Annotated in this window: 20 protein-coding genes and 3 pseudogenes; 15 read left to right on the forward strand and 8 right to left on the reverse strand. The window is 42.3% G+C overall.

What is annotated here, in order from left to right; translation table 11 throughout:
* The first annotated feature begins 121 nt into the window (after positions 1-121).
* On the forward strand, positions 122-1,432 hold the full coding sequence (locus AC6EJC_RS11915) for a replication-associated recombination protein A (protein WP_444954142.1): 1,311 nt from the start codon (positions 122-124) through the stop codon (positions 1,430-1,432).
* Positions 1,383-1,622 carry a hypothetical protein gene (locus tag AC6EJC_RS11920; protein WP_498474715.1) on the forward strand — a complete coding sequence of 80 codons (240 nt, stop codon included), beginning with the start codon at positions 1,383-1,385 and terminating at the stop codon, positions 1,620-1,622. Before AC6EJC_RS11915 ends, AC6EJC_RS11920 begins: the two co-directional genes overlap by 50 nt.
* Positions 1,623-1,760: 138 nt before the next feature.
* Here AC6EJC_RS11920 and AC6EJC_RS11925 read toward each other — a convergent pair whose 3' ends face one another.
* Positions 1,761-2,591, reverse strand: a complete 831-nt coding sequence (locus tag AC6EJC_RS11925; protein ID WP_444954143.1) for a PPK2 family polyphosphate kinase — start codon at positions 2,589-2,591, stop codon at positions 1,761-1,763.
* Between the two features lie 289 nt (positions 2,592-2,880).
* Between AC6EJC_RS11925 and AC6EJC_RS11930 the strand changes: the two are divergent.
* Positions 2,881-4,085 (forward strand): annotated as a pseudogene (locus tag AC6EJC_RS11930) (WXG100 family type VII secretion target).
* Positions 4,086-4,099: 14 nt separating this feature from the next.
* Complete coding sequence (locus tag AC6EJC_RS11935; RefSeq protein ID WP_444954144.1) at positions 4,100-4,450, forward strand: hypothetical protein; 351 nt, start codon at positions 4,100-4,102, stop codon at positions 4,448-4,450.
* A gap of 150 nt (positions 4,451-4,600) precedes the next feature.
* On the opposite strand, the gene mnmA is transcribed toward AC6EJC_RS11935, so the two are convergent.
* Positions 4,601-5,722, reverse strand: a complete 1,122-nt coding sequence (gene mnmA / locus AC6EJC_RS11940) for a tRNA 2-thiouridine(34) synthase MnmA (RefSeq protein ID WP_444954145.1) — start codon at positions 5,720-5,722, stop codon at positions 4,601-4,603.
* A gap of 304 nt (positions 5,723-6,026) precedes the next feature.
* Between mnmA and cymR the strand changes: the two genes are divergently transcribed.
* Positions 6,027-6,446 (forward strand): cysteine metabolism transcriptional regulator CymR, encoded by a 420-nt coding sequence (cymR, locus tag AC6EJC_RS11945; protein ID WP_013311532.1) that lies wholly within the window; start codon positions 6,027-6,029, stop codon positions 6,444-6,446.
* Between the two features lie 52 nt (positions 6,447-6,498).
* On the opposite strand, the gene AC6EJC_RS11950 is transcribed toward cymR, so the two are convergent.
* Positions 6,499-6,822: a site-specific integrase gene (locus tag AC6EJC_RS11950; protein ID WP_444954146.1), complete on the reverse strand. Its 324-nt coding sequence runs from the start codon at positions 6,820-6,822 to the stop codon at positions 6,499-6,501.
* Between the two features lie 25 nt (positions 6,823-6,847).
* Complete coding sequence (locus AC6EJC_RS11955) at positions 6,848-7,456, reverse strand: site-specific integrase (protein ID WP_444954147.1); 609 nt, start codon at positions 7,454-7,456, stop codon at positions 6,848-6,850.
* 392 nt (positions 7,457-7,848) lie between these two features.
* On the opposite strand from AC6EJC_RS11955, the gene AC6EJC_RS11960 reads away from it, so the two are divergent.
* The gene (locus AC6EJC_RS11960) at positions 7,849-8,034 is read left to right on the forward strand and encodes a hypothetical protein (RefSeq protein WP_444954148.1); all 186 of its coding nucleotides are present in this window, start codon (positions 7,849-7,851) and stop codon (positions 8,032-8,034) included.
* A 304-nt stretch (positions 8,035-8,338) separates the two neighbouring features.
* Here the strand turns inward: AC6EJC_RS11960 and abc-f are convergent, their stop codons facing one another.
* Positions 8,339-9,826 carry a ribosomal protection-like ABC-F family protein gene (gene abc-f / locus AC6EJC_RS11965; protein ID WP_444954149.1) on the reverse strand — a complete coding sequence of 496 codons (1,488 nt, stop codon included), beginning with the start codon at positions 9,824-9,826 and terminating at the stop codon, positions 8,339-8,341.
* Positions 9,827-10,331: 505 nt separating this feature from the next.
* Between abc-f and AC6EJC_RS11970 the strand changes: the two genes are divergently transcribed.
* From AC6EJC_RS11970 to AC6EJC_RS11985, 4 genes are read left to right on the forward strand one after another with little or no spacing between them, the layout of a single operon-like run.
* Positions 10,332-10,553: a hypothetical protein gene (locus AC6EJC_RS11970; protein ID WP_444954150.1), complete on the forward strand. Its 222-nt coding sequence runs from the start codon at positions 10,332-10,334 to the stop codon at positions 10,551-10,553.
* 21 nt (positions 10,554-10,574) lie between these two features.
* A complete protein-coding gene (locus AC6EJC_RS11975; protein WP_444954151.1) occupies positions 10,575-10,865 on the forward strand; it encodes a hypothetical protein in 291 nt (96 codons plus the stop codon).
* Between the two features lie 2 nt (positions 10,866-10,867).
* Complete coding sequence (locus AC6EJC_RS11980; RefSeq protein ID WP_444954152.1) at positions 10,868-11,134, forward strand: phage holin family protein; 267 nt, start codon at positions 10,868-10,870, stop codon at positions 11,132-11,134.
* On the forward strand, positions 11,134-11,586 hold the full coding sequence (locus tag AC6EJC_RS11985; RefSeq protein WP_444954153.1) for a lysozyme: 453 nt from the start codon (positions 11,134-11,136) through the stop codon (positions 11,584-11,586). Before AC6EJC_RS11980 ends, AC6EJC_RS11985 begins: the two co-directional genes overlap by 1 nt.
* A gap of 355 nt (positions 11,587-11,941) precedes the next feature.
* Here the strand turns inward: AC6EJC_RS11985 and AC6EJC_RS11990 are convergent, their stop codons facing one another.
* Entirely contained in the window at positions 11,942-12,394 is a 453-nt protein-coding gene (locus tag AC6EJC_RS11990) for a hypothetical protein (RefSeq protein ID WP_444954154.1), read from the reverse strand.
* Between the two features lie 249 nt (positions 12,395-12,643).
* On the opposite strand from AC6EJC_RS11990, the gene AC6EJC_RS11995 reads away from it, so the two are divergent.
* The 4 genes and pseudogenes from AC6EJC_RS11995 (at position 12,644) to AC6EJC_RS12010 (ending at position 15,437) form a co-directional block, all read left to right on the forward strand.
* A complete protein-coding gene (locus AC6EJC_RS11995) occupies positions 12,644-14,062 on the forward strand; it encodes a tetratricopeptide repeat protein (protein WP_444954155.1) in 1,419 nt (472 codons plus the stop codon).
* Between the two features lie 163 nt (positions 14,063-14,225).
* Positions 14,226-14,460, forward strand: a pseudogene (locus AC6EJC_RS12000) (hypothetical protein).
* A gap of 350 nt (positions 14,461-14,810) precedes the next feature.
* Positions 14,811-15,200, forward strand: coding sequence for a hypothetical protein (locus tag AC6EJC_RS12005; protein WP_444954156.1), 390 nt, complete (start codon positions 14,811-14,813; stop codon positions 15,198-15,200).
* A gap of 129 nt (positions 15,201-15,329) precedes the next feature.
* Positions 15,330-15,437, forward strand: a complete 108-nt coding sequence (locus AC6EJC_RS12010; RefSeq protein WP_272638254.1) for a YjcZ family sporulation protein — start codon at positions 15,330-15,332, stop codon at positions 15,435-15,437.
* A 129-nt stretch (positions 15,438-15,566) separates the two neighbouring features.
* Here AC6EJC_RS12010 and AC6EJC_RS12015 read toward each other — a convergent pair whose 3' ends face one another.
* Both AC6EJC_RS12015 and AC6EJC_RS12020 read right to left on the reverse strand, forming a co-directional pair.
* On the reverse strand, positions 15,567-15,899 hold the full coding sequence (locus AC6EJC_RS12015; protein WP_444954157.1) for a hypothetical protein: 333 nt from the start codon (positions 15,897-15,899) through the stop codon (positions 15,567-15,569).
* Positions 15,900-16,767: 868 nt separating this feature from the next.
* Positions 16,768-16,914: pseudogene (locus AC6EJC_RS12020) on the reverse strand (site-specific integrase); the annotation flags it as partial.
* A 212-nt stretch (positions 16,915-17,126) separates the two neighbouring features.
* Here AC6EJC_RS12020 and AC6EJC_RS12025 point away from each other — a divergent pair.
* Entirely contained in the window at positions 17,127-17,465 is a 339-nt protein-coding gene (locus tag AC6EJC_RS12025; RefSeq protein WP_444954158.1) for a DinB family protein, read from the forward strand.
* Positions 17,466-17,621 lie beyond the last annotated feature (156 nt).

The raw sequence follows: 17,621 nt of genomic DNA on the forward strand, positions 1-17,621 counted from the left end.
TTTCAGGATCATAGATGACTTGAATTTTCATGATTTTCAACCGTATGAGCGAACATAATATAGTATATTTTCAAAGAAAAAAAGAAAGTGTTCGTTCATAAACCATAAGGAAGTGAATGAAATGGACTTATTTTCATATTCCCAGGAGTCAACGCCAAGCAATCGGTTGCTTGCAGATCGCCTGCGTCCGACTTCGCTGGATGAATATATTGGACAGGAGCATGTTGTGGGTCCGGGCAAGCTGCTGCGAAGAGCTATAGAGGCAGATCAGGTTTCTTCTATTTTGTTGTACGGACCACCGGGGTGTGGCAAAACGACGCTGGCACATATCATCTCGCAACACACACAAGGCGATTTTGTTCGTCTGAATGCAGTAGAAGCATCTGTGAAGGACGTAAGAGAAGTCATTGACCGTGCACAAACGAATAAATCCATGTATGGCAAAAAGACCATTCTGTTCCTTGACGAGGTACACCGTTTCAACAGCTCACGTCAGGATGCACTGCTGCCTGCGGTGGAAAAGGGGACGATCGTGTTTATTGGCGCCACGACTGAAAATCCCTTTCACTACGTCAACGGCGCTTTAATGAGCCGTTCTACGTTGTTCCAGCTTGAAGCTCTGACGCAGGAGCATTCGCTGGCTGCTATGCGCCGCGCCTTGAGCGATGCAGACAAGGGACTTGGCTATATGCAGCTTCAGGTAGATGAAGCTGCACTGGATCACATCGCGTCCATGGCAAACGGCGATATCCGCCGCGCTTTGAACGCGCTGGAACTGGCGGCGCTTACGACGCCTCCGCTGGCAGACGGCACGATTCACGTGACGCTGGAAGTTGCAGAGGAATCCATCCGCCGCCCGATTGTCAAGGCAGATGAGTCCACGCAGTATGACGTGCTGTCGGCCTTTCACAAAAGTATTCGCGGCTCCAGCGACGCCGCACTGTTCTGGTTCCTGTACGCCGTAGAAAAGCTCGGCATGGACCCGATGACATTTATCCGCCGCCTCATCGCGGCGAGCAGTGAGGATATTGGCCTGGCGAACCCGCAGGCAATGGTACAAGCAGTGAGTGCGCTTGAAGCCTATCGCAATAATGGCTGGCCCGAGGCCAAGCTGAACATTGCACAGGCCATTTTGTTCGCTGTGGAAAGCCCCAAATCGAATGCCGTATATACGGCGATTTCACGGGCAATGTCGGCTATGGACGATATCAAATCAGCCGGGGTGCCACTGCATTTGCGTGACGCACACTACAAAGGCTCGGAAAAGCTCGGGCATGTCGGCTATCAATACCCACATAATTTTCCGAATCATTATGTGAAACAACAATATTTGCCCGATTCGATAGCAGACCAGACCTTTTACCAGGCTACTGAGCAGGGGAATGAGTCAAAAATCAGGCAAAACCAGCGCTGGCGGGATTCACAGTCTTAATATATGTAGCGACCTGATATACGAAGTGTGTACGATATCGTCACTCTGCTTGCTACAGCCTGGCAATTACGATGCCCTGCGGCTGGGGCGGATTTTCCCTTGGCGTACTGCTAATCAATTGGATCGGCTGTCTGCTCCTAGGCTGATTCTTTACGGTAACTTTGCGATCGTGGCGGATCAACCAACATAAGACTGCAAAACGGAATAAAAGCTTCCCAAACCCGACTCAAGGCATTCTCAGCCGTAAATAAGGGTTCGGAAGCTTTTTTCATTTGGTATGTTTATGAATATATGATCAAGTATTGCATTAAGTGCTGTTCCTATACAGCTATTTTTTATCTCGTTCTTTATACAGCTCAGGCAAAAGGGATTCCAGCTCCGGCCTTGGATCAGGATCAGACAGCTTCATTTCCTCCAGCGTTTGGACGGCAATCCGCAGCACAGTATAATCCCTATACCAACGGTTATCAGAAGGGACGACATACCAAGGAGCTTGTTTGGTTGCGCTCAATTCTAGTACATCCTCATAGTATTGAGTATATTGCTTCCAAAATTTTCGTTCCTGCAAATCACTTGGATCAAGCTTCCAGTTTTTGTGAGGCTTCTCAATCCGGTCGATCAGCTTTTCCAACTGGAATTGCTTTGAAATATGTAAAAAGATTTTAACCACCTTTACACCACTATCCAGCAACAACTGTTCAAAATGCTTGATATGCTTAATATTCCGTTTGGCCTGCTTATCGGATATCTGCCCGTGAACACGTGTAATCAGCACATCCTCATAGTAAGAACGGTTGAATGCTGCAATATATCCACGTCCCGGGGTTACGCTATGAGCACGCCACAAGAAATCATGACTTAATTCCTCAGCCGTAGGTGATTTAAAGCTGTGGACAGTCACCCCCGCAGGGTTAAGATTGGAAAATACCTGCTTGATAACGCCATCTTTTCCGCTGCAATCCATACCCTGAAATACAAACAAAACGGCTTGTTTTTTCTCCGTAAATAATTTGCTCTGTAATTCCGCGAAGCGTTCCTTCAATTGATCTGTTTCCTGTCGGATTTCTTCTTTACTTTTGATACCCTTCGTATCCTTGGGGTCCCATTCTTTCAAAGAAACTTTTTTACCCGGTGTCAGCATTCCTAATGAATCAGACATAAAGGCACGCTCCTTTTCAATTGAAGTAATATCTTGTCTACATCATATACCCAAATGGGAGTGTTATCAAAAATTACTTATATATTAATGGTCTTTATTAACGATATTCTACTGGTAATGTTTCTGGTCACGAAATTTCCTTCAGGTTCAACAATTAAAAATTTAAGTTTTAAGTCTTTAGACATAGGCAATAAGGTTAATCCTTCTTATAACAATTAGGAATTAGGATGGTTCTCCATAAATTTGAATAGTGTTTTATGTCATGATTAACTCTAACCAGAGGTATATTATGACAACAATTAAAGTGACACCTGAGCAGCTTATGACTGTCTCCAAGCAATTTGAACTTGCACAGCAAACAGTGACCCAAATGAATTGCAATTTAGTGAAACAAATTTCATCAATGGAACGATTGTGGGATGGATTGACCAAAGAGCAGTTTTATTATAGATTTCAAACATCTCAGAAGAATATGAATGACTTTGTTACACTAACAGATTCTATTGCAAAAGAATTGCGTCATCATGCGGACAAATTCAGATTAGCTGATTTGCTGGAAGCAGGTAACATTGATACAAGCTGCTTACCACCTCCACCTAATTATGTGCTGCTCCTGCTCTAGATACTAGAAATGCTTTGGAAAAATCGGCAGATAGTTTGGTAGAGCTTGGTGAGGATTTTATGGCTGCTGCGGAGGACAGGTACGAAAAACGCTATGACTCTGTAGGAGGATTTTTAGACTATTGGACGTTTGGTATTCCGAAAGGTTTGTATCAAGGATATGCAGAGCGTGCATCCAAACAGTTTGATTCAGGGAATGATTTTTTTAACTTCTGGACTTTTGGTGTACATGGAACAATCAGAGAAGCAATGTTTCCTACAAATGCATGGTCAAAGGAACATTGGGCTAACATGATCAGTACAGCAGGAATATTTGGAGGAGTCAGCTCAGTAATTAAGCCTAAAATTGGATTGGGATCTCTAATAAAAATTGAGGTAAAATCTGGAGCTGCTATTGAAGTAGAAGGGACTTCGAATCGATTATCTGATACGATGTTAGGGAAGAATGATGCCGACCCATTTAGGGATATATATGGTCCTGGACGACTTTCTCATCCAGAAGAGTGGAGTGCCATTATTAAGAATACACAAGAAGCCGGAGTTGAAGTTAGGATTCTGGATAGAGACATTATGGCGTATGCACCTAAAGGATCAGGGAAGCCTGGGCAATTGAATATATATGAGGATGCTTCAATTAGTGCACTACGGCATGAGTACCAACATTTTCTTGATGATAAAGCTAAAGGATTTCCTAGTTTGGATGTAACATATGAATTCAAAAATAGGATTATCATGGAGCTTAGAGCCTATATGGTGGAAATAAAAGAAGCAGAAAGGATTGGAAATAAGGAACTTGCAGAACACCTTTGGAACAATTACAGAGATGAACGGCAGTATCTTTTAGAGAATTATGGACCAGTTAAACTAGATTGAATGGAGATCATAAAATGAAGCTACTTACTTTATCTAAAGAAATACGAGAGGGAAAAATAAGTGACGATCAATTGGTGGAATGTTTGGATATCCAGCATAATCAGGTTCAGTTGAATGCAATGAGTCAGATCGCTAAAAAGAAACTGTGCAATGAGAAAATAATCGAAAAATTGAAACATATCAGCCAGTTCAGAGATCCCAAGATAAACAAGCTTTTTGGTATTGATACTCTTGGACACTATAGTATTGCTGTGCTTCGAGTATTGAATACTTCTGAATCTATAAAACAATATGAGCTGTTAATGTCTGAACTCGATGATTTTGATAAAGAAATAGTTGAAAGAATTACAGAGGGGATAAGTTAATATTCATGCTAGAAGTCCATTTAAAGAGCAGATCATGAATTCTCTTTAAGCCATTGACTAAAAACATCTTTCAGAAAAAAAGTCGTCCCTCCCAAATCCGGAGAGACGACTTTTTAATTACTGCTATATCAATGCAAAATGGTCATTCATTTAAATCGTTTCAGGCTGAAGCTTTTCTACCTTATCAATGGTTCCGCCACCCAGACACTGTTCCCCGTCGTAAAATACAACAGCTTGTCCAGGGGTAATGGCCTTTTGATGTACATCGAATACGACGTGTACAGTTCCATCCGCAAGCCATTGTAAAGTTACTTGCTGGTCAGGCTGGCGGTAACGGAACTTGGCTGTACAGCGGAATTCGCCGGACGGACGGGTATCTGCGCCTTCAATCCAATTCACATCAGTTGCAATCAGGCTGGTGGAATACAGGCTGTGGTGACGATCACCCTGTACCACATACAGGATATTCTTCTCCAGATCCTTATCCGCTACGAACCACGGTTCGCCTGAACCTGAACCGCCGATGCCCAAGCCTTGTCGTTGACCCAGTGTATAGTACATCAGACCATCGTGGCGTCCTTTAACTTCACCAGTAGCGATATCCACCATGTCTCCACCTTTTGCAGGCAGATATCCACTTAGAAACTCCTTGAAATTACGCTCGCCGATAAAGCATACGCCCGTGCTGTCTTTCTTCTTGGCCGTATATAGTCCCGCAGATTCCGCAATTTTACGTACTTCTGGTTTCGGCAGATGACCGATGGGGAACATTGCTCGGGACAACTGTGTTTGGCTTAACGCATTCAGGAAATAAGTCTGATCTTTGTTGCTGTCCACACCTCGCAGCAAAGTAAAGCGGCCGTTTTCTTCCACAACCCGTGCATAATGTCCAGTAGCAACATAATCTGCTCCCAAATCCAACGCTTTATTTAGAAACTCGCCGAATTTAATTTCACGGTTGCACATGACATCCGGGTTGGGTGTGCGTCCAGCTTTATATTCATCAAGAAAATAGGAGAATACTTTATCAAAGTATTCTTTTTCAAAGTTGACGGTATAGTAAGGAATGTCGATCTGTTCACAGACGCGGCGCACATCCTCCGCATCCTCCTCAGCCGTACAACGGCCAAATTCATCCGTGTCATCCCAGTTTTTCATGAAGATGCCGATTACGTCATAGCCCTGCTCCTTCAGCAGCAGCGCGGTAACGGATGAGTCGACGCCACCGGACATCCCGACGACGACACGGGTTTCATGATTGGCTTTAGCCATGGTCATCACCCAATTCTTTCAATATTGTTGTAGAACCCACCTATTGTAACATAAACGATAACAAGTTACGATGTTTGGACGATCAAACGACACGGCGAACGATGGAAGAAAGCTGCATAAAACGGGCTAAAGCCGTTCCAAATCGCCCGAAAGCAACTTTTTTTAAGATTATTACCGTAATGTTTCCCTTTACCTGCCCTAATATGTTAACATAAGCTGAGGGTTAGGATCGGAATAGAGAGGTTTACAACACCAGTTATTCCGCGTGTTTAACGGAATTGTTACTATAAGTGAGGTGGCACAATTGAAAATATCAACGAAAGGCCGCTACGGCCTGACCATTATGATGGAACTTGCAGCCAGGTTTGGCGAAGGGCCAACTTCTTTGAAAAGTATTGCCGAAAAAAATCAGCTGTCGGAGCATTATCTGGAACAGCTTATTGCGCCTTTGCGTAATGCAGGTTTGGTAAAAAGTATCCGTGGTGCTTACGGCGGTTATATTTTGGCGAATGAACCGGCAGGGGTAACAGCGGGAGACATCATTCGTGTACTGGAAGGTCCGATTTCTCCGGTCGATTTCACGGAAGAAGACGATCCGGCAAAACGCCAGCTCTGGCTGCGAATTCGTGACAGCATTGCTGAAGTGTTAGATTCTACTACACTTAAGGACTTGATCACATACCAAGAACATGATGAATTGGATAATTACATGTTCTATATTTAGCCAAGAGCTAGTTATATAGCCAAATTGCCTTATGTGGCAAGGGTTTTCGAGGTTATGGATTCGAGCGAGTTACCCGCAAATTACCCGCATTTCTAATTGTTGATTTGGCAGAAAGGCGCTCATCCTTTTGCCACTCCTGCAATAATCCGAGAGCCTTGGCTACGGTATCTCCAGAGCTTACGATACGTTCACTCTGTTCATTCTTTGGAGGGATAAAGGAATACTTAAGAACGCTTGTACCGTAAATCTGTTTGTTTACATTAATCGTTCGTGCGTCAAAATCAATATCGTCCCACTGAAGTCCTGCTGCTTCACTGATTCGTAAGCCTGTGTAGGCTAGTACAATGAAAAAAGCCCACATGTTGGTTGTAAGCATAAACTTGGCTAATTGTAAAAGTTTTTTAGTTCGTCCTTCTCAAGAAATTTGGGGAGGACTTGTCTTTTTTCTCCGGTTTTCCGCGTTTTTTTTTCTCCTTTGGTATAACTGCATCAGCGGTTGGATCGAACTCGATCAAGCCATTTCGTTTAGCGTGTTCAAACATAAGAGAAGCTGCGGTGTGTATAGTGGTAGTAGTGCTGCGGCTCATACCCTCTTCTTTTAGCTTATAAAGGAAATCCTGATATTGACTCGCGGTCACGTCTACGAGCGCAAAGCCACCAAATTGCTTCAACAGAACCCCTAGTCCATACATACGACTTTTGATCGTGTTTTCAGCTGGCTCTCGCTCCATGATGTATGCTTTAAGCCATGTCTGACTCCAAGTCCTTACTGTTAGCTCGTCTGTGTATTTCAACTTTTTCTGTATCTTTTTCGCCTCGATCAATATCCCAAAATCAACTGCCTCCTGAATCGTGTCAAACCTAGGCGAATCCATTTCTTTGCTGCTTTTCTTTTCCTCCCCATCAACGAATTTGGTAGTGGGAATGTAGTAGCGATAAGAATACTTGCCATCACGTTCCCTGACATTTGTTGGCAACTCCCTCTTCGTGGAACTTCCTTTCTTTTTCACAGATTTGACTCCTTACTTTTAGAAATATAAGAACATATGATCTTTTTTTTGATATATTTAAACAGCCTTGCGGCTGGGAAGTGCAAAGTTCAACTAAAATATTTCTACTACACCCAAAGGACAACTGGTAGCGCATTCGTAGATCAAATCAAATCTTTGGTCGGAGAAAAGGTGGCAGGCGAATCTAAAAGTGGATGGAAAAACAATTCAGATAAACACAGATTCATCGGTTGTTACTAATACAACTTCTGTGCCTAGTTCGAACACAAATGCGAACTCTGATAAAGCAGTAAAAGATGGAAAGTATGACGGTTGGAGTATATCGAGACTAGACCAAAGAAAATCGGATTTAGAAAAATATTCAGGAATCTGAAAATGGAAAGCAAAAATTATTGAAAGAACTTGATATTGCTAACAAGTTACTAGAATCAAATCCCTTTAATTCAGACAAAGCCTTAGCAATTGGGGAAGAAAATGTGAACAAAACAAAGAAAGAATTAAATGGCATCGAGGAAGATTTATCTAAATATAAGACTGAACTAGAAGAAATAAATAAGGCTATAGCAGCGCTAAAATAAGCGTGCTGTCGTACTTTATGTGATAAAAACGTAGTGAAAAGGTACTAAACACTGAATACAATATAGATACACAAAAAGCCCTCTTAATATGGAGGGCTTTTGTTTTTATAAGATGAAATAAGTATTAGGCTGCACTCAAATAGAATAAACGGCAGCTATGGACGAGAAAATAAAATCCTAGACTGCCGTTTTTTTATTGAACTATTGTGTCCCTTTAGTTCAATCTCTTCCCTTTTCATAAAAGTTGCTGTGCAAACTTTCTGCCGTTGAAATCATGTCTTACTCCAAGTCACTTTGTAAAATTCTAATCCCCACCGAGTTCAATCGTTTTCGTGGCGACACGGTCATGAAATTCCCGATCATGCTCCACGAATACAATGGTCGGCGTGTACTCAAGCAGCAGCTCCTCAATTTGCATCCGGGAAATCACGTCGACAAAGTTGAGCGGTTCGTCCCAAATATGCAGATGAGCCTCCTCACATAGGCTTCTCGCGATCAGAACCTTCTTCTTCTGCCCGCCGCTAAACGCCGATATATCTTTCTCAAACTGGATGCGGGCGAAATCTAGCTTACGCAATACGGCCTTAAATAAGCTTTCGTCAATTCTGTGCTCTGCTGCATAATCGGAAAGCGTTCCTCGCAGATGAGAAGTATTCTGGGATACATAGGAAACGCGAAGCTGCGGCTCCCGCTGAAACGTACCTGTATAGTGTAGCGCCTCAGCGTTGAGCAGGCGGAGCAAGCTAGATTTACCTGAACCATTTGGACCTGAAATTGCAATTCGATCTCCTGGTTCGATCGTCAGACTAACGTTCTTGCAAACCGCTCTTTCCCCGTAGTAAATCGTGACGTGATCCAGCATCGCCAGTTCCGATTTGGGATACACGAGCTGAGAGATCGCAAGGCTTTCTGACTGTTCGATATTTCGGAGCAGTTTCGATTTTTCCTCTAAAGCGGCGTGTTGCCGCTGTTCGATGGATTTCGAGCGTTTCATCATTTTTGCTGCCTTATGCCCGACGTAACCCTTGTCAAGCTTGGAGCCGGAATTTCGTGTGCCGTTTTTCGATTTTTCGGTCTCGAAAGACCAGCCGCTAGTACGTTTAGCAGAAGCTGATAAACGCTGTATGTCTTTGTACAGCTTTTCGTTTTGTGCTATTTCGAACGTATCCTGGCGAGTTTTGTTCGTCCACCAGCTGGAGAAGTTGCCTTTTTGGATTTCGATATTCGATTTGTTGATCGATAGAATATGGTCCACGCAGCGGTCGAGAAAAGCCCGGTCGTGTGAAACAAGAATAAAACCGCGCTTCGTATTCAGATAATCGGCGACAAGCTTGCGTGCGTGCAAGTCGAGATGATTGGTCGGCTCGTCGATGAGCAGAAATCGATTGTCTTGGATGAATAGCACGGCCAGCAATACCTTCGTCTGTTCTCCTTGGGACAGCGATTCGAAAGGCCGGTACAACACGTCTTCTGAAACCTTAAGCAGGTTCAGTTCGCGCATCAACTTCCAGCTCTCATAGCTTGGCACGATCTCTTCGACGACGTCTAAGGTCAAATACTCCGGGTGTTCGACGGGAAACGGAAAATAATCAAAGGCGACTGGTGTGGAGATCGTACCGCTATATTCGTACTTCCCCTGCAGCAGGTTTAAGAACGTCGTTTTCCCCCGACCGTTTCGCCCCGTAAAGCCCAACTTCCAGTCTGTATCAATTTGAAAATGAACATTTTCGAATATGGGGTCATAGCTGCCTGGATAGGCAAAAGTAAGATTGGTTACCTGAATGGCGGGCATGGCAATCATCCTTTCGTTTGGATATAAAAAGAGCCGCAAGAAAGGTGCTATCTTGCGGCTCTAATCCATACGAGGAAATACGGCCCCATTCCAAGTGGCCGTATGACTGTCCGGAGAGGGAGCGCAAACGTAACGCAGACCTTTCTTGCAGAGATGAAATAAAACGACCACAGCCGATCGCTGAGTCCGTTCTTTTCGTGATCTCGAAGCAAGAAAGTTCTACATGTATCCGTTCAACTCCCATCATCAAATTACATTCAGTTTATCACAATAGTAATTTAACTACAACCTGCGTAGTCCCGATTAGGCTGAAGCCTCGCGTAGGTCGCCATGCTCCTTAGATTGATTACTGTTATTCAACTATCCTGCTCGTTCGTATTAGGTTAATAACATATGGGTTTTTAAAATCCGTAGCGTTATAGCAGCAGAACCAATTTAAGTATAAGTATGAAAGCCTCTGATAACTCAGGGGCTTATTTTAAGTTTTTAGGAGGTGAGGAAACCCGTGGCAAAGATAAAATCTACATTAGATATTCAATTGGATATAACAAGACCGGTTGAAGAATTAACTGTAGTCATTTCTGCTGTCATTGCTTCGCAGCCAGCACGCCGGAAAGAAATACTTATAGGTTTGGATATAGCAGTAGGAAATGCATTAGCAGAGATACAGGCCCAAGAGGAAAAGGAACAGAAAATAGACAATGATAGCTCAGGAAAAGTTTCCTGAACAGAGAGACGGGGGAACACGATGGATATTACAGTTATTTTTTCGTTAATTGCTGCGATTAGTGGGATTATTTTAGGTTGGGCCGGGCGCAGCAGGTCAATGCGGCAAGACATCATTCAAGAGGCGGGAGCGGAAGCTTTGCAGCGTGCGGATGTTGATTACATCAAGCGCGGTGTGGACGACATTCGGCTCGAACAGCGGGTGCAGGGGCAAAGGATTGATGCCTTATCCGAACGGGTTACGCGGGTTAAAGAATCAGCGAAACAGGCTCATAAACGACTTGATCGAAAAGAAGAAACGGGAGGAATTTAACAATGGATTGGAATACAGTATGGTCGTTAATCGACCCTAAATTGTTAATTGTTGTAGCTGTTTGTTGGGTTATTGGTATAGGGATCAAGCAAACGCCTAAAGTGCCGGACTGGAGCATTGTATATATCGTCACGGGTGTTGCTGTGATCCTAACGGTCTGGATTCTAGGTTGGGGGCCACAGGCAGTCATTCAGGGCGTACTTGCTGGAGCATTCGCCGTGTACGGGAATCAGTTGGTCAAGCAAATGAAAAAGGGAGCTGACAAGTAATGCGGAAAGTATCGAAAGCGGGCCTTAGTTTAATTAAGAACTTCGAGGGCTGCCGCTTGACAGCTTATAAACCTGTTCCGACCGAAACGTCCTGGACCATAGGTTGGGGGCATTACGGACCGGACGTTAAAGCAGGCATGACCATAGCACAAGCCAAGGCCGATGCTATGCTGGTGGAGGATTTATCCAAATACGAGGCGTATGTAAACAACCCGGCCTATGTCCCGGTAACCGACCAGCTCACGCAAAGCCAGTTCGACGCGCTCACTAGCTTCTGTTACAACTGCGGGGCTGGAAGTCTGAGAACACTCTGTAAAGGACGCACGGTGGCGCAGATTGCCGCCAACATCACGAAATATAACAAGGCTGGCGGGAAGGTGTTGGCTGGTCTGACACGCCGTAGAAATGCAGAGTGGGCTCTGTTCAACAATACTGTCGCTCGCAGAGACTAAAGAGGATAAGACAGTGGACAAGGTTAACGTGATTGTAAACGGTAAGACTATCGCTGACGTTAATATGATCGACGGTAAAACCTATGTTCAGCTACGTGCCGTGGGCGAGGCGTAGGGCGCTACAGTGGATTGGAACGACAAAACTAATACAGCTACAGTAAGCAAATAGGTGCAAGAAGAACGCCCTAATTAGTAGAAGGGCGTTCTTCTATAAAGTAAGTTATTTTTACTATATGAACACGATTTAATAATATTTCGCTATTATTAAGGTTACTCATACTTACTATAAAGTCACCTTTTTTCGTAATGGTAATTAATCTAGCATTTAATAATTCTCCATTGCTTGTAGTGACGGTTAGCTAATGTCTGATGGGTACTGACCAGTAATAGCCCAAGCTTCGCCTTCAACTCTGTCTCCGTTGGCTCTGAATTGAACTTCGTATTTCCCTGAAGGCATTCCATTTGGGAATGAATTGCGACTATCCCATGGTAATGTGTCTCTTTTGCCTACGGTCTTTGTAATGTACTGTCTCCCAGAATCTTTATGCACCAAGCTCCACGTAATTGTTGATGTCCCTGCATTCTTCACTTTAATACTTACGTGCCCATAACCTTTTTCAACAGTAAATTCCATCAACGGACTTGTCCCACCAAGAACCTCATGTGTCTCTGGACCAGTTTTTTGGATAACTATACCTCCATGATCCTTCGATACTTCAATCCCCGTAACTGGTGCGGCAGAAGCAGCCAGCGGAGCTACTGCCGTGAGAGCTAAAACACCTGTAAGGATAACTGCTGTTTTTTTCAACCTTAATATTCGAAAGCACTTCCTTTTCTATAACATGTGGAATACTTAACCATTATACCACATGAAAAAGGAAATATTTATATAAATATATTAATATTTTGGAAAATGATTCTTTGGAACTGCTTATTCTACAGGAATCGACAATGACTGCAAAAAAATAAAAGTTATTGACAACTGTTAAATTGTGGACAACAATAGAATGCAATAATATAAAAATTTTGGAATTTTTATGTGAAGGGTGCATATGACATGAAGCATACACCTACGATTCGGGCGGAATTAGACAGATACCTACAACAAGAGGGTTTGAGCATAGCACAATTTGGGCATATTGCAGGCATGAATAGGGGACTAGTAAGTGCTATTGTGACGGGAAATAAGTCTATGTCTGTTAACCAGCTTGACCTAATTACTGAGGCTATGGGTTTACCGGAAGGGCATTTTTACGATCTGTTTATAGAAAACTACATCATCGACCATCCTCCGAATATGAGGCGAATCGAGCCATTTTTATTTCGTTGTGCGGAGTTGGACAAGCTGGATGCGATCCGTCGAGTGGTGAGAGCCATCATGGACAATCTTCTCTATTCGCCCAAACTATTTGAGATTGCAGAAACATTATTAGCACAGGGACGATATGTTGCGGCACTGATACTCTATGAGAACGTAGCAGAAGTAGAGAAGTACCAGCACTCCGAACGTTTGGCGATTTGTCAATATCGCATGTTCACGATTCAGATTGGTGACGACCAAAGCCGCAACCTCAAGGCAGCTATACTATTTGAGCCTTATGTCGAGCGTCTAGATGATTTAGAACAACTTGATGCGTTAAAGGATTTGGCTAATGTGTACAGGTCTTTGCGTAAATGGGACAAGGTTGATGAAATAGCGAGGGTAATGAGAGCTAAAGCGGAAATCCAATACAATTGGAAACATCAACAGAAGAACCAAGAACGCAATGAGGCTGCTAAGAAACTAAGTCGTCCGATGTTTGTGTACATCACGTATGCCGACTTACTATGTGCGAGTGTCTGTGATGCCCGAGGCGATTACCAACAAGCTCTACAATATACATACGCCTATGCGGACTTGGATTGGGTTAGAGAGACTGATGATGATACCCTCTATTGGGTAGAAATGTATCAAGATTGGGCCCGATGCAATATTTATGTAAATAAGCTCCTGTCTGGAGATGTCAGCGTGCTCTCAGACTATGTTGAATACATAGCCGAAACAGCACATACCATGGAAGGTGAGAAACTTTCAAAGCTGTTAAACGTTATGATAGCTGCTAACCGACATAATCTGGATGTAGATGATGTACTTACAAGGTTTAAAGTAGATATTGATGCCTTTACTCAACTCCCTATATCTACTGATATGTACACCCAACAAGTAATACCGGATTACTTCGCATGGTTTGGTTACGAAATGGCTCATTATTATTTACATCGGGTGAAATACAGTGATGGCTTCAAATGCTTGATGTATGCAATGGTAAAGTCGCATATAATAAATAATGAAACTTACTTCATAAATTGTATTGGCCTGTTTATGCGTTTCCAAGTCCATGCGAATCCTGAAATCAAGACAGAGTTCTCCAATCTAATTGAAAAGGTGTGGTTAGACAATGTTGAAAAAAATGGCACTGTTAATTGTTGTGAGTAGCTTTTTGGTTTTCATAACCGTACCTGGTATCCAGATTCTTGTACAGGTTGGAGGTTCTTAAACGTCATTAAAAAGCTCTGCTAACCTTATGGTCGGCAGAGCTTTCTTCAGTGCAGGAATTACCACACGATTTACCCGAATACCTATTTCTGAGGTGATCAGCATGAACCATACATATAAAGTGTTAAAGTCGGATATTGAACTGTTTGCAGCTGCATTAAGCCAGGTAAGAGTATATGTCGTTCAGCCGTTGGGCGAAGATTTGATTAGATATTGTAGACTACGGCGGCCCAGTGGAGAAGATTACACCAGAGTCTGTTAAGATTAACGGATCTTATTTCTTGCGTAAGCAGTTTGAATTTAGAGTAGATGTGAACAAGGACTCCGCTGGTATGTAGCCAGTATGGAGTCCTTTTATTTGTATTTCGACATAAAAACAGCATTCTATTAGGTAAAAAGTAACAAATTGAATTAGTGAATTAAGTCAAAATTTCAGAACTAACTTGTTGAGGTGATGCAATATATAAGGATTTTAGTATGGTTCTTTCTGACTGTTTATTTTCTTGTGCTTTTATTCCTCATACTTCGACATGTGATTAATTATATATTAATAGACGTAAATACAATAATAAGGAGAGTTTGAAATGAGTGTAAATGCATTAACAAAAAAATCATGTTAAGCTCTGCAACTGCTGCCCTGCTATTTTCTGTTGTGTCTCCATTTTCCGCTTCTGCTGCAAGTACATCTGTGACTTCTTCTACATATAGCGAATCCGCCAATCAACCAGAAGGCGTTGTGCCACCAGTAATTAACGGTACTGATCCAAGTCTTAATGGAGATGTAACGACGCAAGGAAAAGTCTCTTGGACAATTAAAGGAATAAAGGCAGCTCTTAAATCACAGGCAAGCAAAATTGATAATGTTATAAAAACAACAATCGATTGGCTTCCTGTAAGTGATAGTGTCAAAAAGAATCTTATTAATGTTGTCAAAGTCGATGCGCTAATAAAGGCTTTAGATGTAGCTACAGTATTTGCTGCCCTATGGCTAACAAAATTTCTACCGAATCCATGGCGAATTCCCGCTATAATAGTTGTTGCACTTATTGGGATGTTCATATTCAGAAAAAATAAATAGTCGAGTAATCCAAAAGCTCTGCTAACCTTAATTGGTCGGCAGAGCTTTTTTTGTTTACCTGAATGCCCGGTCACAGAGTGTATTTACACATATACTAAGGTGACCGATAGATAAAGGAGGGCTTAAGCTATGAGTGGATGTGCAGGTCCAACTGTTTGCGGTGTGGGGACTTCTACAGCGGCAATTTTGGTGCTCTATATCCTTTTGGTTATCATCCTTAAATCATGTTGGGTTTAATTTTGTGGAAATAATGTATGATAATCCCACATCAATCAAGTTTCTTCCGCAATCTGCCAGAAATCAGAATTAGACACAAAGCTCTGCTAACCTTAATTGGTCGGCAGAGCTTTTTACTGTTCACGCCTCTTATAATGTATCAAGGTATTCTTTCTGGAATTTGATAAAATCTTGCACACTATCGTGATAGGTAAATCTACCGCCATTTTTATCAATAATCCAATTGATCTTCTCGTCATTTAACAAGACTCCATACATGCAGTGATGAAGCAGTTCAATTTGCTTTTCATCCCTAATTCGGATCAAGTGTTTTTCTTGTTCGTCAATGAGATACCATTTCGTTTCTGTTTCATCTACATGTAGATCTACATCCGCATCCACATACAGTATTGATACCGACAAGGGGAATGGCCAGTCAAACCAATGTTCTCGCTTGTCTTCTCTATAACCTTCAAATGCCATGGTTATTTCCTCCTACTTGGATAATTTCCTGATTAGTTTAAATGTATCTAACGTGCTGCGATTGTACGCTTTATTGAAAACTGTTTTTTGGGAACTCGCAGCTATCCTCAGCCTTTGGCATCTTGGCACCAATGCGGTGAATGACCTGCCGTTTGAGGTTGGCACGAACTGCGATGCGTCTGTTTAGGCTGGGTTAATGGGGGGGAGGTCCGAACTTTATTGTAAATCCCTCATTTTCTCAATTTGTAAAGGCAATGCTGGTTCAAGGGAGAATTTTCGGCAGCAGCCCCTTTTGGCAATGGACGACGTAGGCTTAGGAATATACACACTAAATTTACTGCTGTTCTTGTCTTATCCTACTGGCTCAGGAATATCGCCCCCATATTCTTTCCATGGCTTCACGTGCGCCATCGTAAACTTCTGCAAAAGTTTAGTGTAACTTTGGCAACCATCTATTCCGCTATTGTTGCATAATAGTTGTGTCCGCTTTCGTCGTTCATTGTTCTGATCTGTATAGTATACGGAAACGCCGGGTAACAAAGAAGTTGAACGCTTTGTTACCCGATATCGAACGCTACTACCAATACTCTACAATTATTCTGCTGAGCGAAGACGGGGGTCCAACATGAAGGAACTGGAGATAAAGACAGGTAGCAGTGTAGTGGACATAAGGGCGCGCGTTTGCTGGCTTTGGGAAGAAGGGGACAACAAGAGCGATATACGCTCTATATTGTAATCATAGAGGGCTGGGATGGTGACCAAAAGATCATTACATTTCCTCGTCTGGAAATAGGCATTATACGGTATTAAACCTCCAATGATCTGGAGTTTATTTTTTGTACTTTGTGCATAGTCTTTATTGAGTAGTTAGTTCATACTTTTTAAAACTGTCAGCATCTATTGTTTTTGTAATTCTAATCGTATTGTTTTCAAAATCAATATCCGTCCACTTTAAAGAATATAACTCCCCGGAACGGAATCCCGAAAAAGCAAACAAATAGAAAATCTCTTTGTCTTGAGGTTCCGTGGTGCAGGTAGTTGGGTAGGTCACAAGCTGGATGATTATCCGGACGGAATAAAAGTTGAATTTATCGTGAAATAAGGATGAGAGACTCTAGCAGTGTGGAAACTGTATCAATAATCTAATAGAGTAAGTAATAGAAAATATGATGAATTATATCTTCCCATGAAATGAGGTTTTTAAATAATTTTTGATCTAAGTGGCATTTGTCTTATGTAGATTTAAAATGGGTTTACAGAATTAAAGGAGAAGATATTCCTGAATATCTTGAAGAAAAATATGGTCCAATGGTTGATAAAAATAATAATATTCCACAAAGCAGGGATGTTCCACTTAACGATCTCTTATCGGATTATGATTTTGTGGTTAAGCTGTTGGAATCTATATGCTGTCAATTGAACGATGAAGATTTGAATGATGTGGTTAACTATGAAGAGGGGAGAAAATCCACCATCAAGTGGGGGATTTGGCACATATCTGATCACAGCAGGTATCATCCAGCAAATATTAATCAACTCCGGAAATGGTATACCCAACAAAAATAATTTCCCTTTAAGGCATAACCCCACTACGTTAAGGTTGAGGGATTTTATTTCTGCCGTAATCTGTTTGAATTTAAGAGTAGATGTAAAGAAGGACTCTACTGGCATTTAGCTGGTAGGGTATTTTTTTTGTGTTATATTGCTCACATACATTTCACC

Source organism: Paenibacillus sp. TY11, from assembly GCF_059772165.1.